The sequence below is a fragment of the Paraburkholderia caledonica genome (assembly GCF_000383275.1).
Taxonomy (GTDB): Bacteria; Pseudomonadota; Gammaproteobacteria; order Burkholderiales; family Burkholderiaceae; genus Paraburkholderia; species Paraburkholderia caledonica.
This window is the reverse complement of record NZ_KB911034.1, coordinates 232,851-256,104: the sequence shown is the minus strand read 5'-3', so window position 1 is coordinate 256,104 and position 23,254 is coordinate 232,851. Positions and strand designations below refer to the sequence as shown.

The 23,254-nt window shown below is 62.8% G+C and carries 21 protein-coding genes; 12 read left to right on the top strand and 9 right to left on the bottom strand.

Going from position 1 to position 23,254, the window contains the following annotated elements:
- Window positions 1-135: 135 nt before the first annotated feature.
- Together H281_RS0101215 and H281_RS0101210 are read left to right on the top strand one after the other, a co-directional pair.
- Complete coding sequence (locus H281_RS0101215) at window positions 136-750, top strand: hypothetical protein (protein WP_027804194.1); 615 nt, start codon at window positions 136-138, stop codon at window positions 748-750.
- Entirely contained in the window at window positions 747-1,289 is a 543-nt protein-coding gene (locus tag H281_RS0101210; protein ID WP_020065265.1) for a hypothetical protein, read from the top strand. Before H281_RS0101215 ends, H281_RS0101210 begins: the two co-directional genes overlap by 4 nt.
- Window positions 1,290-1,394: 105 nt before the next feature.
- On the opposite strand, the gene H281_RS0101205 is transcribed toward H281_RS0101210, so the two are convergent.
- The 3 genes from H281_RS0101205 to H281_RS36710 form a co-directional block, all read right to left on the bottom strand.
- The gene (locus H281_RS0101205) at window positions 1,395-2,741 is read right to left on the bottom strand and encodes an ABC transporter ATP-binding protein (protein ID WP_013338552.1); all 1,347 of its coding nucleotides are present in this window, start codon (window positions 2,739-2,741) and stop codon (window positions 1,395-1,397) included.
- Window positions 2,742-2,835: 94 nt separating this feature from the next.
- Window positions 2,836-4,587: an ABC transporter permease gene (locus H281_RS0101200; RefSeq protein ID WP_020065263.1), complete on the bottom strand. Its 1,752-nt coding sequence runs from the start codon at window positions 4,585-4,587 to the stop codon at window positions 2,836-2,838.
- A 288-nt stretch (window positions 4,588-4,875) separates the two neighbouring features.
- Window positions 4,876-5,136: a hypothetical protein gene (locus H281_RS36710; protein ID WP_020065262.1), complete on the bottom strand. Its 261-nt coding sequence runs from the start codon at window positions 5,134-5,136 to the stop codon at window positions 4,876-4,878.
- 241 nt (window positions 5,137-5,377) lie between these two features.
- Between H281_RS36710 and H281_RS0101185 the strand changes: the two genes are divergently transcribed.
- Both H281_RS0101185 and H281_RS0101180 read left to right on the top strand, forming a co-directional pair.
- On the top strand, window positions 5,378-7,063 hold the full coding sequence (locus H281_RS0101185) for a sensor domain-containing diguanylate cyclase (protein WP_027804193.1): 1,686 nt from the start codon (window positions 5,378-5,380) through the stop codon (window positions 7,061-7,063).
- A gap of 113 nt (window positions 7,064-7,176) precedes the next feature.
- Window positions 7,177-7,443, top strand: coding sequence for a double-stranded DNA-specific endonuclease (locus H281_RS0101180; protein WP_020065259.1), 267 nt, complete (start codon window positions 7,177-7,179; stop codon window positions 7,441-7,443).
- Between the two features lie 151 nt (window positions 7,444-7,594).
- Here H281_RS0101180 and H281_RS0101175 read toward each other — a convergent pair whose 3' ends face one another.
- A complete protein-coding gene (locus H281_RS0101175) occupies window positions 7,595-8,911 on the bottom strand; it encodes an ATP-binding protein (RefSeq protein ID WP_020065258.1) in 1,317 nt (438 codons plus the stop codon).
- A complete protein-coding gene (locus H281_RS0101170; RefSeq protein ID WP_013338547.1) occupies window positions 8,895-9,620 on the bottom strand; it encodes a response regulator in 726 nt (241 codons plus the stop codon). The genes H281_RS0101175 and H281_RS0101170 overlap by 17 nt, the downstream gene beginning before the upstream one ends.
- 220 nt (window positions 9,621-9,840) lie before the next feature.
- Between H281_RS0101170 and H281_RS0101165 the strand changes: the two genes are divergently transcribed.
- Entirely contained in the window at window positions 9,841-10,377 is a 537-nt protein-coding gene (locus H281_RS0101165) for a periplasmic heavy metal sensor (RefSeq protein ID WP_020065257.1), read from the top strand.
- A 215-nt stretch (window positions 10,378-10,592) separates the two neighbouring features.
- Here H281_RS0101165 and H281_RS0101160 read toward each other — a convergent pair whose 3' ends face one another.
- Window positions 10,593-11,303, bottom strand: coding sequence for a pirin family protein (locus H281_RS0101160; RefSeq protein ID WP_027804192.1), 711 nt, complete (start codon window positions 11,301-11,303; stop codon window positions 10,593-10,595).
- Between the two features lie 402 nt (window positions 11,304-11,705).
- Between H281_RS0101160 and H281_RS0101155 the strand changes: the two genes are divergently transcribed.
- From H281_RS0101155 to H281_RS0101130, 5 genes are all read left to right on the top strand, one after another.
- Window positions 11,706-12,482 carry an ABC transporter substrate-binding protein gene (locus H281_RS0101155; RefSeq protein WP_020065255.1) on the top strand — a complete coding sequence of 259 codons (777 nt, stop codon included), beginning with the start codon at window positions 11,706-11,708 and terminating at the stop codon, window positions 12,480-12,482.
- 308 nt (window positions 12,483-12,790) lie between these two features.
- A complete protein-coding gene (locus H281_RS0101145; protein WP_020065253.1) occupies window positions 12,791-13,480 on the top strand; it encodes an ABC transporter permease in 690 nt (229 codons plus the stop codon).
- The gene (locus H281_RS0101140; protein WP_020065252.1) at window positions 13,477-14,190 is read left to right on the top strand and encodes an ABC transporter permease; all 714 of its coding nucleotides are present in this window, start codon (window positions 13,477-13,479) and stop codon (window positions 14,188-14,190) included. The genes H281_RS0101145 and H281_RS0101140 overlap by 4 nt, the downstream gene beginning before the upstream one ends.
- 42 nt (window positions 14,191-14,232) lie before the next feature.
- Window positions 14,233-15,012, top strand: coding sequence for an ABC transporter ATP-binding protein (locus tag H281_RS0101135; RefSeq protein ID WP_020065251.1), 780 nt, complete (start codon window positions 14,233-14,235; stop codon window positions 15,010-15,012).
- 617 nt (window positions 15,013-15,629) lie between these two features.
- Window positions 15,630-16,751, top strand: a complete 1,122-nt coding sequence (locus H281_RS0101130; RefSeq protein WP_020065250.1) for a porin — start codon at window positions 15,630-15,632, stop codon at window positions 16,749-16,751.
- Between the two features lie 231 nt (window positions 16,752-16,982).
- Here H281_RS0101130 and glnK read toward each other — a convergent pair whose 3' ends face one another.
- Together glnK and H281_RS0101120 are read right to left on the bottom strand one after the other, a co-directional pair.
- The gene (glnK, locus tag H281_RS0101125; protein WP_006048444.1) at window positions 16,983-17,321 is read right to left on the bottom strand and encodes a P-II family nitrogen regulator; all 339 of its coding nucleotides are present in this window, start codon (window positions 17,319-17,321) and stop codon (window positions 16,983-16,985) included.
- 148 nt (window positions 17,322-17,469) lie between these two features.
- Window positions 17,470-19,215 carry an NAD+ synthase gene (locus H281_RS0101120; RefSeq protein ID WP_020065249.1) on the bottom strand — a complete coding sequence of 582 codons (1,746 nt, stop codon included), beginning with the start codon at window positions 19,213-19,215 and terminating at the stop codon, window positions 17,470-17,472.
- A 156-nt stretch (window positions 19,216-19,371) separates the two neighbouring features.
- On the opposite strand from H281_RS0101120, the gene H281_RS0101115 reads away from it, so the two are divergent.
- Both H281_RS0101115 and H281_RS0101110 read left to right on the top strand, forming a co-directional pair.
- Window positions 19,372-20,541: a GNAT family N-acetyltransferase gene (locus H281_RS0101115; protein WP_020065248.1), complete on the top strand. Its 1,170-nt coding sequence runs from the start codon at window positions 19,372-19,374 to the stop codon at window positions 20,539-20,541.
- A gap of 9 nt (window positions 20,542-20,550) precedes the next feature.
- Entirely contained in the window at window positions 20,551-20,877 is a 327-nt protein-coding gene (locus H281_RS0101110; protein WP_020065247.1) for a GIY-YIG nuclease family protein, read from the top strand.
- A 12-nt stretch (window positions 20,878-20,889) separates the two neighbouring features.
- On the opposite strand, the gene H281_RS0101105 is transcribed toward H281_RS0101110, so the two are convergent.
- Window positions 20,890-22,998 (bottom strand): FUSC family protein, encoded by a 2,109-nt coding sequence (locus H281_RS0101105; protein WP_020065246.1) that lies wholly within the window; start codon window positions 22,996-22,998, stop codon window positions 20,890-20,892.
- Between the last annotated feature and the right edge of the window lie 256 nt (window positions 22,999-23,254).

The following is a 23,254-nucleotide window of genomic DNA, read 5'->3' as shown; positions in this document are numbered from 1 at the left end:
TCTTGCACTTTTCCGCTGCCATTTACAAAACGCATCCTGCAAAATGCAGCAGCCCATTTTTCGTCGATGGGAAGAGGCGCTGCTTGTTCTGGGCGGCCTCTGCACGCGAACACGTAAGAAAAGTAGAGACAGGGAATGCGAAAGAAAATGGTGTGGGCCGAGTGGTTGAGACCGCGCTTGAAAACCCGCTTGAAAACCCGCCTGGAACGATCGGTCGCGCGCCGGCGGCCTGATGCCGTCAAGTTGGCCGTATTGGCGGTGGCGGTCTCGTCGGCGCTAAGCGGCTGCAGTTCGCTCTATACCGAAGGCGCCACGGCCGGCGCGGGTATCGCCGGCGCCGCGATTGCGGCGCAGGTTACCAATAACGCCGCCGTCGCCACCGGTATCGGTCTTGGCGCAGTGGCCGCAGCGAGAGCCGGCGTGCAGTACTCGGAGCGGGTGGTCCACCGGAACACGCAGGACGGCATCGCGAAGATCGCCGGACCGCTCGAAGTCGGCGCCGTCGCACCATGGAGCGTCACGCACTCCGTTCCGATCGAAGACGACGAACACGGCCGCGTCACCGTCAGCCGAACGATTAGCGCGGGCACGCTGGACTGCAAGGAAATCGTCTTTTCAGTCGACCACATCGCCACTAAGAACGTGCCTGCAAGCAGCGCGTTTTACGTCGCATCTATCTGCCGCGACGGCGAAAACTGGAAATGGGCTTCGGCCGAGCCCGCCACCGAACGCTGGGGTGCACTGCAATGACGGCGCATGCGCTTGCGACTGGAAAGCCGCTGCGTCGCCTGAGCCTGACAGCGGTTGCAGCCGCGCTATGTGTCAGCGCGACTCTGCTCACGAGCGGTTGCGCGTCGATCGGCGCGGCAAGCGGCGCCGCCGCCGGTGTCGCGTCGGGTCTCGTCACGTCGAACCCGGCGGTCGGCATCGGTGTGGGTATCGCCGTTCAGGCCGCAACGGACGAAGCCGTGGGCCGCTATATGCGCAGCATGCACACCGACCAGCAGAACCTGATCGCGGCGTTGGCGGGCGCCATGCCCGTCGGCGAAACGCGACCCTGGTCGGTCAAACACACGCTGCCCATTGAAAACGGTCACGGCGAAGTGCGCGTCACGCGCGCGTTCGGCTCAGCGCTCGCGCTTTGCAAGGAATTCGTGTTCTCGGTGCGGGACGGCGACGGTCCGGGCGCTCACGAAGACTGGTACACCGCCAGCGCGTGCCAGCAGGACAAGGGTTGGAAATGGGCTTCTGCGGAACCGGCCGTCGAACGTTGGGGCAATTTGCAGTAGCGCGGACGCGCCAGCAAACATTGTTCTGATCACACGGCAGAACGAAAAAACGGCAGGGTCTCCCCTGCCGTTTTCAATAAGCGACGCGCAGAAGCGCCGTCGCGCTCACGACTCCACGTCTTCCAGACTGAAGATTTCGGTCTGATCGTTGTACGAGAAAATCTCGCCGTAACGGCCCCAGTTGATGACCGCGTCGAGCGTTTCCTCGGCGGCGCTGTCGGACAGAAAATCCTCGAGTTCCTGTTCGAAGCGCACGCGTGGCGCGCGATGCCCCGGCCGTTCGTTCAACACCTTCTTGATTCGCGCGGCGAGCGGCACATGACGCAACAGGTGCTCGGCGAACATCATCTTCCGTTCCTGCGTACCGAATTCCGCGAACACGCGTGCGGGCGGCGTCAGGAAAATATCGCCTTCGCGCACGTCCGCGAAACCGAGGTGCTGAAGCACTTCGGCCACGGGGAACAGATCGTCCACCTCCAGATGCAGCGAGCGTGCGATTTCCGGCATGTCCGCGCGGCCGTGATACGGCGCGGCGGCCAGCGTCTCGATCAGACCAGCCATCAGGTTGGTCGACACATGCGGCAGCCAGCTGTGCAGCTCCAGACCCTTCCTCGTTTTCTCGTCCGTCTGACGCGCGGTCATCTTGGCGTAGATTTCGTCGACCAGACGGCGGAACGCAGGGTCGAGACGATTGCGCGGATGCTTGAACGGCACCTTGATCTCGGCAATCACCCGGCCCGGGTTCGACGACAACACCAGAATCCGGTCGCACATGAACACGGCTTCCTCGATGTTGTGAGTAACGATCAGCACGGCCTTGATCGGCATGCGGCCCTGCGTCCACAAGTCGAGCAGGTCGGTACGCAGCGTTTCGGCGGTCAGCACGTCGAGCGCGGAGAACGGTTCGTCCATCAGCAGCAGCGTGGGATCGACCACCAGCGCCCGCGCGAAGCCGACGCGCTGGCGCATGCCGCCCGACAACTCGCGTGGATAGGCGTTCTCGAAGCCGTCGAGGCCGATCAGGTCGATTGCCGCGAGCGCGCGTTCTCGCCGCTCGCGCGCGGCCACGCCTTGCGCCTCGAGCCCGGCTTCCACGTTTTGCAGCACGGTCAGCCACGGGAACAGCGCGAAGGTCTGAAATACCATCGCGACGCCCTTCGCGGGACCGTCGAGCGGCTTGCCCATATAGGTGACTTCGCCGTCGGTCGGCTCGATCAGACCGGCGATGATGCGCAGCAACGTCGACTTGCCCGAGCCCGAACGCCCGAGAAGACCGACGATCTCGCCTTCGCGCAGCGACAGGTTCGCGTCGTCGAGAACGAGTAGTTCGCCCTGCGACTTGTTGAAACCGCGGCACACGTCCTTGACACGCAGGATCTCTTCGCCGAGGCGCGGCGGCTTCGGCGGCGTCTGGATCGGCGCGGCGGTCATAGCAGCTTTAGGATTTTGCATCGCGTTATGCCTTCAATTCTCAAGAAACGCCGGGCCGCCCGAGCTTTGCACGGCCCCGTTGTGGGCCCGGCGCGAGCGGCAAAGTGGGGCGCGCTTAGTCCAGCCGAAGCTTGGCTTCGGCGTACGCGTACATCGGACGCCACAGCAGGCGGTTGAAGAGCGTCACGAACAGGGACATCACCGCAATACCCACGATGATCTTCGGATAGTCGCCCGCTGCCGTGGACTGCGCGATATAAGCGCCGAGCCCGTGCGCCGCAACCTTCGTGTCGCCCCACTGCACGAATTCCGCGACGATGCTCGCGTTCCACGCGCCGCCCGACGCGGTGATCGCGCCCGTCACGTAGTACGGGAAAATGCCCGGCAACATGGCCTGACGCCACCATTGCCAGCCACGAATGTGGAAATTCTTCGCCGCTTCCCGATAGTCGTTCGGATACGAGGTCGCGCCGGCAATCACGTTGAACAGGATATACCACTGGGTGCCGAGCACGATCAGCGGCGACAGCCAGATGTCCGGGTTCAGGTGGAAGCGAACGATCACGATCACGAATACCGGAAACAGCAGATTGGCCGGAAACGCGGCGAGGAACTGCGCGAGCGGCTGAATCTTCTCGGCGAGCGCCGGCCGCAAGCCGATCAGCACGCCGACCGGTACCCAGATCACGGACGCGATGGCGATCAGCACCACCACCCGCAACAGTGTGATGAGGCCGAGCATGAAAACGTGGCCGACTTCGTCGAGAGAAACGCCCGTGCGCACGTATATGAAGACGCGATACACGACATAGACGGTGCCGATCAGGACCAGCGCCGCCCACACGATGTCGCCAAGGCGCGAGCTCTTCTGTATCTGCGGGATCTGGAAACGCGGCCTTTGCAACGCGGGCAGCCGGAACGGCACGCGCGCGGCCTTCGCAAACATCCAGCCGAGCGGCACGAGCAAGCGGTGAATCAGGCGTGTGCGGCGGATCAGATCGAGCAGCCACGATTCCGGGGCGTCGCCCGAACTCGTGGTCTCCATACGGAATTTGTCAGCCCATGCGACGAGCGGACGGAATAGCAACTGGTCGTACGCGAGAATCACGACGGTCATCGCGAGAATCACCCAGCCGATCGCGTGCAGATTCTTGACGACGATCGCCTGCGCGAGATAGGCGCCGATGCCTGGCAGCGTGATCGTGTTGTTGCCGACGGTGATGGCCTCGGAGGCGACCACGAAGAACCAGCCGCCGGACATCGACATCATCATGTTCCAGATGAGACCGGGCATCGAGAACGGCACTTCGAGTTTCCAGAAGCGCTGCCACGAAGTGAGGTGAAAGCCGCGCGAAACTTCGTCGAGATCGCGCGGCACCGTGCGCAGCGACTGATAGAAGCTGAACGTCATGTTCCACGCCTGGCTCGTGAAGATCGCGAAGATCGCCGCGAGTTCGGCGCCCAGCACGCGGCCCGGAAACAGCGCGAGAAAGAACGTGACCGTAAACGATATGTAGCCGAGCACCGGCACCGACTGCAGGATGTCGAGAATCGGCACCAGCACGAGACCCGCCCGGCGGCTCTTCGCGGCAAGTGTGCCGTAGACCAGCGTGAATATCAGCGACGCGACCATCGCCGCGAGCATGCGCAATGTCGTGCGCATTGCATACTCGGGCAGGTTCGCGGGGTCGAGCGAGATCGCCTGGGTCTTCAGCGTGGACATCGGCGCGAGCGTCTCGTGAAAGCCGATCGCCGCCATTGCGATGATGCAGATGATCAGCGGAAAGGCGACGAAGTCCCAGCGATTGGGCAGCACCCGCCATGCCGACGCATTGGCGGTGCGCTTCAGGTTGAAGCTGAAATCCATCAGACCCACTCCTCATTCATACAGGCGAACAAACGCGCGAACGAGGCCGCGACTTCGGCGCGGCGGTCTGACGATCGGTCCGGAAAGCGGAAATCAGGCATGGCAAAACGCGTGTGCGCGGTAAATCGTTAGCGTTGGTGACACGTGGACCAGCGACGGAAGTGCCCACGGGTAAGCCGCCCCGCAACCCCCAACCGTCAAGCCAGAATCCTGTCGCCGCAGGCGCCGCCCGTAGGCTGGCGAGCTTTCCTTTGTTTTGGACGGCACGACACTACACCATCCTATGTTTCAGGCACAACCTTTGAAGGCAAATCGCGACAACTTATAGCGGCCGCCTGACAACAGCCCGGCAATGACCTGACAGCGGCCTTCCGCCGGCAGCAAGCAGCCGTTCCGCAAGCCTATTTTTTGGGCAGCCTCACGACCATTGATCGAAAGGCCGGTCAGGCTCATTGATGCCGCGATTGCGGAATTACGCTTCGCTCTGTCACGCGGGGGCATCAAGAAACCGGCCGGGCTGCCGTTAAGAGCCTGATGGGTGAAGCCCATGAGATCTCACGCCTCAATAACGGTGGCGTCTGGCCCCATGCCGGTTAGAATCCACAAAGATGCACTGCGTTGGTGGCTTATCCCGAGCACCAGCGACGGCGCACAAACGGCCGTTCCCACAATCGCGAAACGCGGGGCGAAACAGCGCCGCGGGGCGAAACAGCGCCGCGGGGCGAAACAGCGCCGCGGCGCTGCCACGAATAGCAAGTTGCATGTCTAAGCCAGACGGATCAGAGGGTCGATGAACAGGACAACCTTGCGCCAGGCAACCGGCCCGATCGTCTTCGTGCTGATCTTACTGGCTTGCTGGTTCGTGGCCGGCATGGTCGCGGACCGGATGGTACAGCAAGAACTTGCCGCGACCTTGCACGCCCAGCGCCAGATGTCGGCCTCTATCGTCGACAACATGGCGGAGGTGATAGCAAGCGACCTCGCGATGTCGCGGGCCATTCCTGCAACCATGGCCGAAATGGACGTGGTTCAGAACGCATTGGTGCAATCCCGGAATTATGCCGCGAACGGCGAGACGACGGAACCCGCCCTGCGCGCCGCGTTGCTAAAAGACCCGCGAATGACCGCCGTAAGCACCTTCCTGCACCGCGCGCAGGGCTTCTCCGGTCTCGATCAGGTGTGGCTCGTGAATGCGAATGGCATCTGCGTGGCCGCGAGCGATGTCCTCACCGATATGCCGCGCAGTTCCTTTGTCGGCGTCGACATGCGCGTGCGGGCTTATCTCACGAGCGCCCTGCTCGGCGCGTTCTCGGAAGCCTATGGCGTAGGCCGCACGAGTGGCGAGCCCGGCATCTTCATCGCCGTGCCGGTCTATGCGGACGGAGAACTCACAGGTGCAGTCGTCGCCAAGGTGGGGATCGCGCGGCTGCGGCACTGGGTCGCCCATGCGGGGACCTTCGTCGCCGACGGTAACGGCGTCATCATCATGGCGCACGACAGCAAGCTCGAAGGCCACGCACTGCCGGACTCCCCAGTGACGAAGATGCGCGCAGCGGAGCGCAAGCTGACCTATCGCCGCGACACGTTCCCGGACATCCAGATACACGTGGACGCGCAGGTGCGCGAGGCAGCGCCGTGGGTGTCGGCCGCTGTCGCGGAACAGCTGTTCGCTTCGGCGGGGCAGCCGGGACCGTCGCTGTATCAGACTCGCGGCGGTCTGAATTCGGGGCTGTCGGCGCACCTCGTCGAGCCGTTACCCGCCTGGCCCGAACTGCTGCGCAACCATAAGCGCGATCATCTGCTGGTATTCCTGACGCTGGCCGGCACCGTCGCGCTTGCATGGGTGATCACCGTCTCGTACGTGCGCGAGCGGCGTCACCATCGGGCCACGCGCGACCTTGCCGAACAGTTGCAATCGGCCAATACGCTGCTGTCGGCGGAGGCGCGTCATGACGCATTGACCGGCGCGCTGTCGCGCCGCTATTTCCTCGACTTGCTGCGCCATGAAATCGACCGTGCGCATCTGGGCAATCAGCCACTATGCATGGCTATCGCGGACCTCGATCACTTCAAGCAGATCAACGACCGCTTCGGCCATGCCGCGGGCGACCGCGCGCTCGAACATTTCGTCGACACGTGCCGTGCGGAACTGCGCGGTGCCGATGCGATCGGCCGGCTCGGCGGGGAGGAGTTCGGGTTGCTGCTGCCGGCCACCGATCTTGCCGGGGGCCGCGAAGTGGTCGAACGCTTGCGCCTGCGCCTGAAGGCCGTGCCGTCGGCGAAGCTGCCCGCCTCGGTCACGCTCAGCGTGAGCATCGGCATCACCGAACTTTCCGTGGACGACCTCCCCGAACGGATCATGAGCCGCGCCGACACGGCGCTCTACGCCGCGAAGACCGGCGGCCGCGACCGCACCGAAGCACTGCCGCCTGACGACACCGCGCCGTCCGCGCGCACGGTGGCCAACATCTGGTAACCGCGTGTCCGCTGTCTGACGCAACGCAAGCCGAAGCGCCGGGCTTCCCGCAAGCAAGCAGGTATGATCGACACTGACCTTGGTTGTCGCTACCGCTTTAACGGGAGATTCGCATGAAGGGAAATCTGGTCATCGTTTGCCGCGATCAGGATGCTGACGCGTTCGACCATCTGCTGGCCGAATACGGCGCGTTTCAGACGCGCCTGTCGTCCACGGCCTGGTATCTGAAGCTGGATGTCGCGCCGGAGGTCATTCAGGAAGAAATCCTCGCGCGCCTCGGCAAGTACACGACGCACTATATTTTCGAAGCCGAAACCGTGACCTGGAATACGGTGGATAGCGAAGCAGCGAATGCGCTGAACACGCTCTTCTCCGACTAGCGCGGCGCTTGGCCCAGCTCGATGCCGCGTTCTGGTTCCGCACCCGTGTTCCTCGCGACGGCTTCAAAAGAGGCTCGAGCAGTGGGCATCGTGCCAAGGGCGCGGACAACAGCAGCGAAAGACGCGGCGCACGGCCGCGCCTCTGACCACATCACCAGACGCTTTCCGAGGCCGTCTTCACCTGAGGCACGGCGGAAAACGGAAAGCTCATCAAGACCCGCAAGCCACGGCCGCCGTGGTTGCCGATCTCCCACTCTCCGCCCGCGCGCCGGACCAGCCGCTCGACGATGGCGAGCCCCAAACCGCTGTGACCGTTGCCGCCGCGCGCCGGGTCGAGCCGCACGAAAGGCCGGCTTGCATTGACGAGATCCTGCGCGGCAATGCCCTTGCCGTTGTCGCTCACCGACAGCGTGAAGCCTTCTGCGGTGCGTGCAGTGGCAACGACGACTGGCGGCGCGCCATAGGCGTGCGCGTTGTCGAGCAGGTTCGACAGAATTCTATCGAGCGTCGCGGCGGGAAGGCGGAAACCGGGACCCGCCCGCAGGTCGGTTTCCACGGTCGGCGCGCCCGAGGCCACTGCGCGATAACTGCGCACAACCCGTTCGCATTGCGCGTCGACTTCGACCGGTTCGCTGCGGTCGGCGCCGTCGTGCGCGAACACCAGGAACTGCTCGACGATGTGCGTCATGGAATCGACATCGCGCACGACGCCGTCGCGCATCTTGGCTTCATCCATCATTTCGGCACGCAGCCGCAAGCGCGCGAGCGGCGTCTTCAGATCGTGTGCGACGCCCGCGAGCATCACCGCGCGGTCGTTCTCGGTACGCGCGACTTCCTGAACCATCTGATTGAAGCCGTGCGTCAATTGCCTCAACTCGCGCGGTCCGCGCTCGGGCACGGGCGGCACCGGCAGGCCACGTCCGAACCGCGCAACCGCCTGTGCTAGCGAGCGCAGAGGCTGCTGCAGCGCCCATGCGGCGAAGAGTGCCGCCATGACCGCGAACGAGAAGATCATGACGAGCCACAGCACGGTGCGGTCGAGCGAACGCGGCGGTCGCAGCGGCTGAACCGGCACGACGATCCAGCTGTGGTCGGCGGTTCCGCGCACCCACAACGTGGGCGGGCCGCCCGGCAAGCCGGCGCGCACCTGCGTGCCGGACGGCATGCGGTCGCGAACGTCTTCGATAAAACGTTCCAGTGGCGGCGGCATGTTCGGGGATTCCGGCGGCACCTCGGGGCTCGTCGGATCGACGAGCTTCACACGCGAGGGCAACGGCTGGTCGGGGTTACGGACGACGTGCTGACGCACCGCGTCAACGAGGAAAGTGGCTTCTTCGACGGCGTAACGCGCTTGCAACTGGTTGCGCTCGAGGCGCATGAGCGCGTACCACGCGAAATGCGACAGCAGCAACACCGCGACGACCAGCAATGCCAGCCGCCCGAACAGCGAATCAATGGGCCGGCGCATGCTGTTCGCCGTCGGGCACGAACACGTAGCCCCGCCCGCGCACTGTCTGGATGAAGCGCGGCGTGGACGGATCCGTTTCGAGGATGCGCCGCAGACGCCACACCTGCACGTCGATGCCGCGGTCGGTGCCGTCGTACTCGGGACCGTGCAGCAACTCCAGCAGACGCTCGCGCGTCAGCGTACGCATGGGGTGGTTCACGAAAATTTTCAGCAGCGCGAACTCGCTTCCGGACAGCGTAAGCGGCTTGTCCTCCAGATGCAGCGTGCGCGACTGGAAGTCCAGCGTGAAACGGCCGAAGCTGAATGGCTCGCGCTGCTCGGGAGCAGCCGCCGACGGCAGCGTGCGGCGACGGCGCAAGACTGCCTGCACGCGCGCAAGCAGTTCGCGTGGATTGAACGGCTTGCCGAGGTAGTCGTCAGCACCGAGTTCCAACCCGACGATCCGGTCGACGTCGTCAGCGCGCGCGGTCAGCATGATGACGGGAATGTCGTCGCCCGATGCGCGTAGCTTGCGCAACGCCGTGAGCCCGTCGACACCCGGCATCATCAGGTCGAGCACGATCAGATCGGGACGCTCGCGCTCGAGCCTGCGTTCGAGCGAGCCCGCGTCGTGCAGCACCGACACTTCGATACCCTGGCGGGCCAGATAGTCGCGCAGCAGATCGCGCAATTCGACGTCGTCGTCGACAACAAGTATTTGAGTAGCCATGGAATGAAGTTTAACGCGCGACAGGAACGGTTTTCGATTTCAAGCAGGCCTCAAGGGTTACCGGGTGTTACCGTGAAAGCTGCACGTAATGGCCCGTAACAGCGGCACCAGGGCACGTAACACAGCGGTCGATGCAGTTCTCTACGCTGTGTCTTACCGAATGCAGGCCGTCAAAAGTGATCGGATGCATCGTCGGCTATTCCATTACAAGGAGCATGACATGTCCACCAGAAAAATCTCGCGCGCCCTCGCCGTTGCCGCCACCGCTCTCGCCATCGGCGCGGGCGCAGCCTATGCGGCTCAACCCGCTCACGAGGCCCACGGCGGCCCCGGCGGTTGGCATGGGCACTTCATGAAGGAACTCACGCAACTTCATGACCAGTTGAAGCTGAACGCGGATCAGGAAAAGCAGTGGCAAGCCGCGCTCGACACCATGAAGCAGAGCCACGAGGCGATGCGCGCGAACCACGAGCAGATGAAGGACCAGTTCAAGTCCGCGCAGCAGCAGCCGATTCTCGATCTGAACGCAATGGCGGCCGCGCATCAGCAGATCGAGCAGAAAGACGCTCAGTTGCGCCAGCAAACCACCGACGCCTGGCTCAAGTTCTATAACGGCTTGAATGATCAGCAGAAGACAACCGTCAGCACCGCGCTGAAGCAGCGCTTTGCGAAGATGGAATCGCGTCACGAGAAGATGCGCGAGCGCTGGCAGCATCACCAGCAGGGTGCGGCATCGGCGCCTGCTGCAAATCAGTAAGCCACCCCAGTAAGCCACGCGCAACCGCGCAGCCAAATGCGCGACTCGCGTGGTCGCCTTCAAAAAAAACGCCACGGAGCTTCTCCGTGGCGTTTTTGGTGTCTTCTCAGCTTCTATTAGCGCGGTCCCGGCGAGTGATCCAGGGGAGACCTCGCGCTTGCGAGGTCGTTGCGCGCTCAACCAGTTAGGCCAGGACCGCCTGCAGCCAACGCTCTTTAGCCTTCGAGCCGGCCGAGGTCGAACAGCAGCACTTCGGCGTTATGGCCTTTTTCCAGCGTCACCGTATCTGTTTCGCTGAGCTTGGCCGCGTCGCCCGCCTCAAGCGCCTCGCCGTTCACCGTGAGCGAGCCGCGTGCCACGTGCACATAGGCGAGTCGTCCTTCGGGCAGTGTGAACGTTGCCTGCTCGGTGCCGTCGATCAGCGCGGCGTAGATCGACGCGTCCGCGTGGATAGTCACCGAGCCGTCGCGGCCGTCGGGCGAAGCGACAACCCGTAGCCGGCCGCGCTTGTCGGCGGCCTCGAAGTGCTTCTCTTCGTAACCCGGCTGATCGCCCGCGCGTTGCGGAATCACCCAGATCTGCAGCAGATGCGCCTCTTCGTCCTGCGATGCGTTGAACTCACTGTGCATCACGCCGGTGCCGGCGCTCATGCGCTGCACGTCGCCCGGACGGATCGTGGAGCCGTTGCCCATGCTGTCGCGATGCGCAAGCGCCCCTTCGAGCACATAGGTAACGATCTCCATATCGCGGTGTCCGTGCGTGCCGAAGCCCTGGCCACCCGCTATGCGGTCTTCGTTGATCACCCGCAGCGGACCGAAATGGACATGCTCCGGGTCCCGATAGTCGGCAAACGAGAAGCTGTGATATGAGTCGAGCCAGCCGTGGTTGGCGTGGCCGCGTTCGTCGGAACGGCGAATTTCGATCATGAGGTACTCCCTGTCAAATCTGGCGATGGCCAGAATGTATGGGCTGCGCGCCCGCCGCACAATCGGCGCGAATGCACCGGATCGTTTCGCAAATCCGCGTAATCGCACGAGGCCGCGGCCGATCTCACTCTGGCTGAACCCGCCTACGCGTCGCGCATACGCAACGCGTGCGCCGCCGCGCCTGTCCGACCGGCATTGCGCACTGGCGCCGCGCCCCTGTTCGGGTAAAATACCGCGCTTTTCATCGTACATGGTGGCCGCAAAAGCGCCTGAACGCCGAAACGCCGCGCAGGGGACCCATAGCGGCGCGACAATTTTGGCCGCCTAGAATAGCGGCGCCGGCCACAAGCCGGCGTTCGTCGGGATCGGACACCACGACGATCAGTTTGACCCAGGAGAAACATGAAGAAGCTCGCACTGTGCGTAGCGCTCGCCGTCATGGCCACCGGCGCCATGGCAAAAGAATGGAAAACCGTACGCATCGGGGTCGACGCCAGCTATCCGCCGTTCGAATCGAAGGCGGCCAGCGGCCAGGTCGTCGGATTCGACGTCGATCTGACCAAAGCGCTGTGCGCAAGAATGAACGTGAAGTGCGTGTGGGTCGAGCAGGATTTCGACGGCATCATCCCGGCACTGAAGGGCAAGAAGTTCGACGCGATCGTGTCGTCGCTGACCGTCACGGACAAGCGTCGCGAGCAGATTGATTTCTCCGACAAGCTGTTCGACGCGCCCGCGCGCATGATCGCCAAAGCCGGCTCGCCGCTCCTGCCCACCGCTGAATCCCTGAAGGGCAAGCGCATCGGCGTCGAACAGGGCACGACCCAGGAAGCCTACGCCAAGGCTTATTGGGAGCCGAAAGGCGTGACCGTCGTGCCGTATCAGAATCAGGACCAGGTCTACGCCGATCTCACCTCCGGCCGGCTCGACGCCGCGCTGCAGGACGAGATCCAGGCCGACGCCGGCTTCCTGAAGACGCCGCGCGGTAAAGGCTTCGCGTGGGCCGGTCCTGAAGTGAAGGACCCGAAAACCATCGGCGAAGGCACGGCCATCGGTCTGCGCAAGGAAGACGCCGATCTGCGGACCATGTTCAATCGGGCTCTTGCACAGGTTCATCAGGACGGCACGTTCACGAAGCTCGAAAAGCAGTACTTCGACTTCGACATCTATCCTGGGCACTGATCGGACACTGAGCACGGTTCACAGGCGGGCCACCGCTTCAGGCACTTCGCCTGCTCGCGCGAGGCGCGGGCACCATGGAACTCGGGGCTCGCCCGCATGGGCTTCCCCCGGGCTTCGTAATACAGTCGGTCTAGTTTCAAAGAGAGTCGAAAAGCGCGCTGCAAGATCGCCAACGGTCATGCAGTCATGATTTGCACAGCGGTACGCTGTGCACCGCGGATCACGGCGAGCGAAGCTCGCGGTACATGCGGTGCAGAGCCGGCCGCGTCTTTCGCGGTGCGTCGCAAACGCATCGTCAAGGACCCGATATGTTCCTTCAAGGCTACGGCCCGCTGCTTCTCAACGGCACCTGGCAGACCGTCAAACTGGCGGTGTTGTCTCTGGCGCTTGCTTTCTTGCTGGGCCTCGTCGGCGCGGCGGCGAAACTGTCGAAGAACCGCTTCTCGCACGGTGCCGGCACGGTCTACACCACGCTCGTGCGCGGCGTGCCCGACCTCGTGCTGATGCTGCTGCTCTTCTACAGCATCCAGATCTGGCTAAACAATCTGACCGACCTACTCGGCTGGGATCAGATCGACATCGACCCGTTCGTGGCCGGCGTCGCGGTTCTCGGCTTCATTTACGGCGCGTACTTCACCGAGACGTTCCGCGGTGCCTTCCTCGCCGTGCCGCGCGGCCAGCTCGAAGCGGGTGCGGCCTACGGCATGACGAGCTGGCAGGTGTTCTCGCGCATCATGTTCCCGCAAATGATGCGCTTCGCGCTGCCCGGCATCGGCAATAACTGGCAGGTGATGGTCAAAGCTACCGCGCTCGTGTCGATCATCGGCCTCGCGGATGTGGTCAAGGCTTCGCAGGACGCGGGTAAAGGCACCTTGCGGTTTTTCTTCTTCACCCTGTTCGCGGGGGCGATCTACCTCGTCATCACCACAGTGTCCAACTTCGTGCTGATGTACCTCGAAAAGCGTTACTCGACTGGCGTGCGAAAGGCGGATCTATGATCGAGATCATTCAGGAATACTGGCGCAACTATCTTTATACCGACGGCTATCGCTTCACCGGCCTCGCGATCACGTTGTGGCTGCTCGTGGTGTCGATCGGCCTCGGTTTCTGCCTGTCGATTCCGCTCGCCGTGGCGCGCGTGTCGAAGAAGAAATGGCTTTCCACTCTCGTGTGGCTCTACACGTACATCTTTCGCGGCACGCCGCTCTACGTGCAGCTACTGCTTTGCTACACGGGCTTGTATAGCCTCGAGATCGTCCGCAATCACGAGCTGACCAACGCGTTTTTCCGCGAAGGTATGAACTGCACGCTGCTCGCGTTCACGCTGAACACCTGCGCCTATACCACCGAGATTTTCGCCGGCGCCATCAAGGCTACGCCGTATGGCGAAATCGAAGCGGCACGCGCTTACGGCATGTCGTCGTTCACCCTGTACCGGCGCGTGATTCTGCCTTCGGCGCTGCGCCGCGCGCTGCCTTATTACAGCAACGAAGTCATCCTGATGCTGCACGCCACGACTGTCGCATTCACCGCGACCGTGCCGGACATTCTAAAGATCGCGCGCGACGTCAACTCCGCGACGTATCAGTCGTTCAACGCGTTCGGTATCGCCGCCCTGCTCTATTTGTGCATTTCTTTCGCGCTGGTGTGGCTGTTCCGCCGCGCCGAGCGCCGCTGGCTCGCTTACCTGCGGCCGCAAGGCAAGTAACCGGCGCATTGCGCCAGCACGTAAGCACGCCCAAGGATTCTGATGAACACAACGAAGCAAAAGCTCTTCGTCGACGAGCTTCACAAACAGTACGGCGATAACGAAGTTCTCAAGGGCGTCACGCTGAAGGCCAACGCCGGCGACGTGATCAGCGTGATCGGCTCGTCCGGTTCCGGCAAGAGCACGATGCTCCGCTGCATCAACTTTCTCGAACAGCCGAACGCCGGGCGCATTTTCGTAGACGGCGAAGAAGTCCGCACGCAGATCGCCAAGAACGGTGCGTTGCGCGTGTCCGACCCGAAGCAGTTGCAGCGCGTGCGCACCAAGCTGTCCATGGTGTTCCAGCACTTCAACCTGTGGTCGCACATGAACGTGCTCGAGAACATCGTCGAAGCGCCCGTGAACGTGCTCGGCCTCAAGCGCAAGGAAGCCGAAGATCGCGCTCGCGAGTATCTGGAGAAGGTCGGTCTCGCGCCGCGCCTGGAGAAGCAGTATCCGTCGCATCTGTCCGGCGGCCAGCAGCAACGCGTCGCGATCGCGCGCGCTCTGGCGATGCATCCCGACGTGATGCTGTTCGACGAACCGACTTCCGCGCTCGATCCCGAACTGGTCGGCGAAGTCCTCAAGGTCATGCAGACGCTCGCCGAGGAAGGCCGCACGATGATCGTTGTCACGCATGAGATGGCATTCGCGCGCAATGTGTCGAACCACGTGATGTTCCTGCATCAGGGCCGCGTAGAAGAAGAAGGCCATCCCGACGAAGTGTTCCGCAACACGCGTAGCGAGCGCCTCAAGCAGTTTCTTTCCGGAAGTCTCAAATAGCGGACATATCGGAGAACCTGGTATTTGAGACAAACTCATGTGTCTCATTTACCGCTTGTAGTGAAAGTAGTTTTACAAGGCGCTTACGAGCGCCTTTTTTGTTTCGGTCACCTGCGTAATCCATGCATTTCGACCGCGAAAACCCCGCCGTACAGCCCCTCCAGCCCCTCGTTTTCGCACTACCTTGCCGTTTTGGAAGCGTCAATAGTGGCAATCCTTAATCTTGCTCCCGCCGATCCGTGATTCCCTTGTCACGCAAGGGATTCAGCTATTTTTCAAGGCGCTTGAAAGCGCCTTTGCACACATCCGTATTGCAATTTGGAGACACAGGTCAGCGCCGGTACTAATTTCTTCTCCCACACAAGTGTATTTTTGATAAATTAGTAACCAAAGTAGCAAAACAAAGTTCATTAAAAGTAGTTTTACTTCAAAGCACAGAGGAGAACCGGTCGGCGAGGGATCGGCGTGACGACGAGACAGTCCCAAGGCTGCACGTCAGGACAGGAGACCTAATCCGCCCGCTAATCTCCCTGGTACCGATTTCTGTTCGGAGCGCTTGCGTCCGAACACCATTCGCAGTACTGGGTTTCACTTTTTGACAGGGTATGGAGGAGAAGATGAAGAAAGCTTTGCTCGCCGCTGCGCTGATGTCGGCCGGCGTTGTTGCGCATGCCCAAAGCAGCGTGACACTGTATGGTCGCCTGGACGCGGGTATCGAATACATAAGCGGTCTGCCGAACGCCAACTACACCGGCTCCACGTCGCGCTGGCGCGCGGAAAGCGGTGACTGGGGCACGAGCCTCTGGGGCATGAAGGGCGTCGAAGACATCGGCGGCGGCAACAAGGTCCTGTTCCAGTTGGAAGGCTCGTTCAACACCATGACGGGCGCAGGTCCTGGCGGCGGCGGTCTCTTCAATCGTTGGGCAACGGTCGGTCTGTCGAACAATACGTACGGTACGTTCACGATGGGTCGCATGCTCTTCATCTCGAACGGCGTGTGGGACTTCGACCCGTTCGGTCAGTCGAACTGGTCGTCGGCATCGCTGGTGCGTGGCCGCAACTGGCCGCAATCGAGCAACAACCTCGCTTACCAGTCGCCGAAGTTCTACGGCTTTGACGTGTACGGTCAGTACGCACTGTCGAACGCAACGAACTGGAACGGTAACGGCACGACGCCGCAAGGCCGTGAAGCAGGTCTGCAGCTGACGTACACGTCGTCGCTGTTCCAGGTTCGCGGTATCTATGACGAAATCCGCAACTCCGCAAACGGTAACTTCACCGACCCGTTCACCGCATCGCGCGAATACACGGCAGCCTTCAACGTGTTCCTCGGTCAGTTCAAGATCCAGGGCGCATACCAGGCAGTCCGTACGTCCGCCGCTGCTAGCGCTGCAGGCACGTCGCCGACGTCGCTCGATCACGAATGGGGTGGTGTGACGTGGCAAGCCACGCCGGCCGCAGCCCTGATCGCGGCGGTGTATCACGTCAACGCCAACAAGAACGGCGGCAACGCAACGATCTACACGATCGGCGGTTCGTACAACCTGTCCAAGCGCACGCTGCTGGACATCCAGGTTGCGACCGCGCGTAACAGCAAGACCGCTAACTTCGGTCTCGACGCGAACGCTGCAGGCCCTGGCGGCAACATCACTTCGGGCGGCACGACTACGTACAACGAAAACCCGCTGCCTGGCCACAGCCAGACCGGTGTGTACGCAGGTATTCAACACTCGTTCTAATCGAACGGTGTTCCCCGAAGGCACTGCCTTCGGGGCTTAGAAGTTCTTCAAGAGAATCTTTTTCACGCTGCTGCGAGAGGCGCGTATCGGTGCGATGTCCGAAAGGGTATCGCACCGTTTTTTATGGCGCACGGCGTTTTGCGATGTTGCGCGAAGGTTGCGCGAAGGTTGCGTGGTGCTTGCGCGGACCTTGTTTCGGCGCCGGCGCACCGCTTCGGTGCGCGAGCGGCTTTACACTGCCGCTTCGTTTTCTTCGCCGGTACGGATTCGGATCACGCGCTCGACGTCCGCGACGAAAATCTTGCCGTCGCCAATCTTGCCGGTGCGGGCTGCGCCGATGATCGCGTCGATCACCTGATCGCACTGATTGTCGGCCACGACCACCTCGATCTTCACTTTCGGCAGGAAGTCGACCACATACTCTGCACCACGATAGAGCTCGGTATGGCCTTTCTGGCGGCCGAATCCTTTGACCTCGGTGACGGTCAGGCCTGTGAGGCCGACTTCAGCGAGCGCCTCGCGCACTTCGTCGAGTTTGAACGGTTTGATGACTGCGGTGATGCGCTTCATGGCGAACCTCGTCTCGTGACTGGAAGAGTGGAAAGGAAATGGATGATTTTTATTCTACGCCGCACCGGATGCGTTGCGGCAGTCCAGCGACGCGCGCCGCCGCGACCCGCCGCCCTTTAGGGCAGTCCGGCGCAAGCGGCGCGCCTCTTCACTCCACCGGTTCGGTGTAGCGCGACGTGATCGGATAACGCCAGTCGCGACCGAACGCGCGATGCGTAACGCGAATGCCGATCGGCGCCTGTCGGCGTTTATATTCGTTGATCTTGATGAGCCGCGTAACGCGCTTCACGTCTTCGGCCGCGTAACCCGCGGCGATGATTTCCGCGAGCGAGCGGTCCTCTTCCATATACATGCGCATGATCGCGTCGAGCACGTCATAGGGCGGCAGGCTGTCCTGGTCGGTCTGGTTCTCGCGCAATTCCGCGGACGGCGCGCGCGTCAAAATCCGCTCGGGTATCACATTCTGCTTGCCGAACGCCGTGGCTTCATTGCGGTAATGGCAGAGGCGATAGACGAGCGTCTTCGCGATGTCCTTGATCACCGCGAAGCCCCCGGCCATGTCGCCATATAGCGTGCAGTAACCCACCGCCATTTCGCTCTTGTTGCCGGTGGTCAGCACGATCGAGCCGAACTTGTTCGACAGCGCCATCAACAACGTGCCGCGAATACGCGCCTGAATGTTTTCCTCGGTGGCATCTTCCGGGCGGCCCTCGAATTCCTGCGCGAGCGAGCTGCGGAACGCGTCGAACATCGGCGCGATCGCAATTTCGTCGTAGCGTACGCCGACGCGGCGTGCCATTTCCGCGGCGTCAGTGGTCGAAATGTCAGCCGTGTAGCGCGACGGCATCATCACTGCGCGCACGCGCTCGGCGCCGAGTGCGTCGCACGCGACCGCCAGCACCAGCGCCGAATCGACGCCGCCCGACAGACCGATGAGCGCGCCAGGAAAGCCGTTCTTGTTGACGTAATCGCGCACACCCATCACGAGCGCCGCATAAACCTGCGCTTCGAGCGAAAGCTCCGGCGCGATGCCGCCGTTGCCGCCGCTGTTGCTGCCGCCGTTGCCACCGTTTGTTTCGCCGCGCACCGGGCGAGCCGCGTCGAATTCGACGATTGCGGTCGCCTCCTCGAACTGCGGCATCTTCGCGACCAGTTCGCCCTGCGCGTCGAGCACGAACGACCCGCCGTCGAACACGAGTTCGTCCTGCGCGCCGACCATGTTGACGTAGACCATCGGCAGCCCGGTCTCCCGAATCCGCGCTCGCAGAATGTCGAAGCGCACCGCTTCCTTGTTCAGGTGGAACGGCGAGCCGTTCGGAATCAGCAGCACCTGCGCGCCCGCGGCCTTCGCCATTTGCGCGGACGACGCATGCCACGCGTCTTCACAGATCACCACGCCGTACCTGACGCCGTCGAGCTCGAACACGAACGGCTGCGCGTCTGATGCGAAATAGCGCTTCTCGTCGAACACCTCGGTGTTGGGCAGATCCTGCTTTCGATAGGTGCCCGCTACCTTGCCGTCGACAAGCAGCGAAGCCGCGTTGAACGTATCGACCGGCGGCACGCCGCGCTGGATCGGCGCGTTTGCATTACCATGACCCTGGGCCGCGCTGTCGCCCACCTCGCGTAACGGATGGCCGACAATCACATGCAGGCCGGCGAACGGCTTCAGTTGCGCGGCGAGATCGGCCAATGCAGCAGCGCTCGCGGTATAGAACGCGGGGCGCAGCAGCAGATCTTCGGGCGGATAGCCGGATAACGCGAGTTCCGGCGCGACCAGCAGCTTCGCACCGGCGTTGTGCGCGTCACGCGCGGCAGCGACGATTTTCGCGACGTTGCCGGCGAAATCGCCGACGGTGACATTGATTTGAGCGAGAGCGATTCGTGTCTTCATGGCAGGATCGACGGGCAAGCGAAGAGCTTGCGGAGGGCTTGCAAATAAAGCGGCTTGTTTTGGGCTCGACGGAACGGCCAACTCGGATAAACGAACGACGCAGTGCTTGACGTTGTATAACGCGCGCCGCGTCGCTCATTGGGACAGTCACACAAGTTGAATCAGGAACGCTTTGATTATCGCACGGGCATTCTGGCGTCGCCCTCCGAGGTGGACGCGGCCGAATGGAACGCCCTTCTCGCTCAGCAGCCACAGCCCACGCCTTTTCTGCGGCATGAGTTTCTAAGCGCGCTGCACGCAACCCGTTGCGCGGTTGCAGACACGGGCTGGGCGCCGCAATTCGTCACGCTGACCGACCCGCTGACCGGCAAGCTCGCGGCGGCCGCGCCGGTTTATCTGAAGGGTCACTCGTATGGCGAGTACGTGTTCGACTGGGCCTGGGCCGACGCCTACAAGCGCAACGGCTTGCCCTACTACCCGAAGCTCCTGTGCGCCGTGCCGTTCACGCCCGTGCAAGGCAACCGGCTGCTGTCCGTCGACGCGCACGCGCTGCGGCATCTCGCGGCCACATTGATGGCGTTCGCCGAGCAGGCCGATGTGTCCTCACTGCACGTGCTGTTTCCGACCGAAGCCGAAGCGGGTGCGCTCGCCGACATGGGCATGATGCAACGCGAAGGCGTGCAGTTCCACTGGCTCAACGACGGCTACCGCGACTTCGACGATTTCCTCTCGACGCTCGAACAGAAGAAGCGCAAGAACATCCGCGCGGAACGCCGCAAAGTACATGAGGCAGGCGTCACGATGCGCAGGATTCGCGGCGAAGACATTCGGGACGCCGACTGGCGCTTCTTCAGCAAGTGTTATCGGCAAACTTACCGCGAGCACTTTTCGACTCCGTATCTGAACCTCGATTTTTTCCGCATGATCGGCGCGTCGATGCCGGAGAATCTGCTGCTCGTGATCGCCGAATATGAAGGCAAGCCGATCGCGAGCTCGCTCGTCGTTTATCAGCGCGACGCGAAAACAGGCGGCACGCTATACGGCCGTTACTGGGGCGCGCTCGAACACGTGCCGTGCCTGCACTTCGAAACCGCGTACTACCAGCCGCTCGAATTTTGCATCGAAGAAAAGCTCGGCGCATTCGAAGGCGGCGCCCAGGGCGAACACAAGATGGCCCGAGGCTTTTTGCCCACGGTCACGCGCTCGGCGCACTGGCTCGCGCATCCCGCTTTCGCCGATGCCGTCGGCCACTTTCTCGACAATGAAAAGAACAGCATCCACGCGTATGTGGACGAGCTGCGCGAACACAATCCGTTCAAAGGCTGAAGCGCGTCCATGGCGTGGTTTCTTTATCTGCTCGAATGCTCGGACGGCAGCGTCTATACCGGCATCGCAACTGACGTGCAAGCGCGCTTCGACAAACATCTGAGCGGCGCCGGCGCGCGCTACACCCGTTCACGCAAGCCGGTGCGCGTGCTGGCATCGTTCGAACTGGCGGACCGCTCCAGTGCTTCGCGTGCCGAGTATTGGGTGAAGCGTCTTGCGCCCTCGGAAAAGCGCGTGCTCGCAGCGGGTGGACGCACGCTCGAGTCGGTGGTGCCGGTCACGGAACCCGATTCAACCAACGCCGAAGAGGCGACCGAGGAAAACGGCGCTGCCTGACGGCGCGGTTGCCTAGCCCCGCGCCTCGCGCATGCGTTCGGTGAGCAAGCGCTGCATCAGCGCAAGCTCACCCACCGCATCGGCTTCGAGCGACGTCAGCCGCTCGCGCGCCGGAAGGTCGTGCCGCAGCGGCAAAATCGTTCGATTCAGCGCGGCCTCGATATCGGCGTTCACAGCCGCGAGCCACATGCGAAGTTCATCGTGGCTATCCTGCATCTCGCGCCGGTTCGCACTCAGCCGAAGCTGCGTCGCCGTGCCCGCCATCTTTCGCAGCAGACTCAATACCGTCAGCGTTACCGTATCGACTAGCGAATCCTCCAGCTTTTCGAGGCGAATCCGTGCGATGGCTTCCTCGGCGTTGTTGCTGCCGAGACCGGCCGCGCGGCGCAAACGCTCCATATCTTTTTCACTTCGACGAGGCGATTCGAGCGCCGCGATCAGATACGCGAGATTCGCGCGGACCGCGTCGCTGAGATACGTGCGGTAGTCGCCCTTCTCCCGCGTCGGCCACAAATAAAACGTAGCGAAAAGCGCCAGCACGCAGCCGAGCACATTGTTGCCGAGCCGTGTAAGCGCGTATGCGAATTCACTTGCGCCCGGTGTCGCGAAGTCGGCCACGAGCACGAAGGTCGGCGTGAGGAACAGCACGAACAGGCTGTAGCTGACGGGGCGCAATGCCATCGTCGCCATGACGAGCGGAAAGACCGCGAGCGAAATGCCGAGCGGCGAATGAATCGCATAGCCGATGCCCGCAGCCAGCACGCCGCCGACGATGCTGCCCGCCGCCCGCTCGATACTGCGCGGCCAGGTCGCCGCGATCGAAGGCTGCAGGATCAGCAGCGTCGCCATCGTCGCCCAATAGCCGAACGGCAAGCCGAGCGCGCGGATCACGAGAAAGCCCGCGGTCGTCGTCACGCCCACGCGCGCCGCGTGACGCAAACCGACCGACTTGAGCGACAGGTTCGCCTTCAGCGTCGCCCAGACGCGCGCAAGCGTTGCAGCGACGCTGTCCGCGAAGCGCGGCGGCGGCGCTTGCACCGGCGTGAAATCGACGAGCTCGAAGTCTGACTTGAGTTTCACCGGCTCCATCAGCGCGTTCTCAAGGCGCCCCGCGAGCCGCCGCACACGGAGTTGCAACTCGGCGAGAAGCTCCCAGCGCCCTTCGTTCGCCTGTGCGCCGATGCTGCGCAGCGTCTCGCCCATGCCGGTGAGGAGACGCGCCGCGCGTGTCGCGCGCCGTTCATCGCCGGGCATTTTTTCGCACGCACCGGAGACGGCGATCAGATAGGCGAACAACGCCTCGCCTTCGGTCAGCAACGCGAGCAGCGTGTCGTAGGCCTCACGTGCGCCGGTTCGCGTCGCCGGCACGCTGGCCAGTGCCTTGCGGGAGCGTTCGAGCGCCGCGCGCGCATCCGCGCGGAATTTCGCGGCGTGCGTCGCCCACTCGCGCGGGGTGCTGCGCTGCTGAAGCAGACGCGCGCTGTCGAGCGCGATGTCCGCGAGCCGCACATACACCGTCCGCAGTGAAGCACGGCTCGCGCCGAATGGATGGATGCGCCAGACGGTCAGGCTCAACGCGACCGCGAACAGACAGCCGATCAGATAGACGCCGAGAAATGCAAGACCTTCGCGCACATCGCGCATCGGCCGGTCAACCATCACGACACAAGCGGTCGCGGCGAGAATCGTCACTTGCGACGTCGCAGCGCCCCAGATGCGTCCGAACGCGCCGAGGCTCGTGAAAATAAGCAACGCAAGCGCGGCGAACGCCGTTCCCTCTGCCGACGCGAAAGCGGTCAGTCCGCCGCATAGCGTGGAGAGAAGCGCGAAGCCCATCATCGAGGCAAAGCGGGCGCGGTTCGAACCGGCGGCATCCGCGAGACAGGTCCAGAACGCGCCGATCGCGGCCCAGGCGAAGGTGGGATCGTGCAGCAGATTGCCGAGCGCGAGCATCGCCGTGGACGCGCATGCGGCGCGCAAGCCCTCGGAGAGACTCGCCTCGCTGGCGGAAAACGACACCATCCATACCGGCCGCTTGCGATAGATCGCCGTCGCGATCGCATACAGCCGATTCGACCATCGGGGCGAAGAAGATGCCAGGTTGGACTTGCGGTTCATCATCCGGACGGTGTGCTCCCAAAGCGGGCTTACTGCTGGTTTGGTGCGGGCTTGTTGCGGGCTCGCTGCTGCGCTTTCGCAGACGTCCCGGCAGTGAGCCGAATCCACCGCGGGCCACAAATAATAAGGGTTTACACCGAGATATAAAAATGGCTTCGGTTCATCTTCGGGATGCACTGCGGCTATACCGGCATTTCGACGCTCGACGTCACAATCCTCACATCGAATAAAAAACCGCGCGGCCCCTTCGGGCTCGCGC

Coding starts and splice junctions, on each gene's coding strand:
- H281_RS0101215 (WP_027804194.1), top strand. CDS start 136: ATGCGAAAGAAAATGGTGTGGGCCGAGTGGTTGAGACCGCGCTTGAAA.
- H281_RS0101210 (WP_020065265.1), top strand. CDS start 747: ATGACGGCGCATGCGCTTGCGACTGGAAAGCCGCTGCGTCGCCTGAGC.
- H281_RS0101205 (WP_013338552.1), bottom strand. CDS start 2,741: ATGCAAAATCCTAAAGCTGCTATGACCGCCGCGCCGATCCAGACGCCG.
- H281_RS0101200 (WP_020065263.1), bottom strand. CDS start 4,587: ATGGATTTCAGCTTCAACCTGAAGCGCACCGCCAATGCGTCGGCATGG.
- H281_RS36710 (WP_020065262.1), bottom strand. CDS start 5,136: ATGGGCTTCACCCATCAGGCTCTTAACGGCAGCCCGGCCGGTTTCTTG.
- H281_RS0101185 (WP_027804193.1), top strand. CDS start 5,378: ATGAACAGGACAACCTTGCGCCAGGCAACCGGCCCGATCGTCTTCGTG.
- H281_RS0101180 (WP_020065259.1), top strand. CDS start 7,177: ATGAAGGGAAATCTGGTCATCGTTTGCCGCGATCAGGATGCTGACGCG.
- H281_RS0101175 (WP_020065258.1), bottom strand. CDS start 8,911: ATGCGCCGGCCCATTGATTCGCTGTTCGGGCGGCTGGCATTGCTGGTC.
- H281_RS0101170 (WP_013338547.1), bottom strand. CDS start 9,620: ATGGCTACTCAAATACTTGTTGTCGACGACGACGTCGAATTGCGCGAT.
- H281_RS0101165 (WP_020065257.1), top strand. CDS start 9,841: ATGTCCACCAGAAAAATCTCGCGCGCCCTCGCCGTTGCCGCCACCGCT.
- H281_RS0101160 (WP_027804192.1), bottom strand. CDS start 11,303: ATGATCGAAATTCGCCGTTCCGACGAACGCGGCCACGCCAACCACGGC.
- H281_RS0101155 (WP_020065255.1), top strand. CDS start 11,706: ATGAAGAAGCTCGCACTGTGCGTAGCGCTCGCCGTCATGGCCACCGGC.
- H281_RS0101145 (WP_020065253.1), top strand. CDS start 12,791: ATGTTCCTTCAAGGCTACGGCCCGCTGCTTCTCAACGGCACCTGGCAG.
- H281_RS0101140 (WP_020065252.1), top strand. CDS start 13,477: ATGATCGAGATCATTCAGGAATACTGGCGCAACTATCTTTATACCGAC.
- H281_RS0101135 (WP_020065251.1), top strand. CDS start 14,233: ATGAACACAACGAAGCAAAAGCTCTTCGTCGACGAGCTTCACAAACAG.
- H281_RS0101130 (WP_020065250.1), top strand. CDS start 15,630: ATGAAGAAAGCTTTGCTCGCCGCTGCGCTGATGTCGGCCGGCGTTGTT.
- glnK (WP_006048444.1), bottom strand. CDS start 17,321: ATGAAGCGCATCACCGCAGTCATCAAACCGTTCAAACTCGACGAAGTG.
- H281_RS0101120 (WP_020065249.1), bottom strand. CDS start 19,215: ATGAAGACACGAATCGCTCTCGCTCAAATCAATGTCACCGTCGGCGAT.
- H281_RS0101110 (WP_020065247.1), top strand. CDS start 20,551: ATGGCGTGGTTTCTTTATCTGCTCGAATGCTCGGACGGCAGCGTCTAT.
- H281_RS0101105 (WP_020065246.1), bottom strand. CDS start 22,998: ATGATGAACCGCAAGTCCAACCTGGCATCTTCTTCGCCCCGATGGTCG.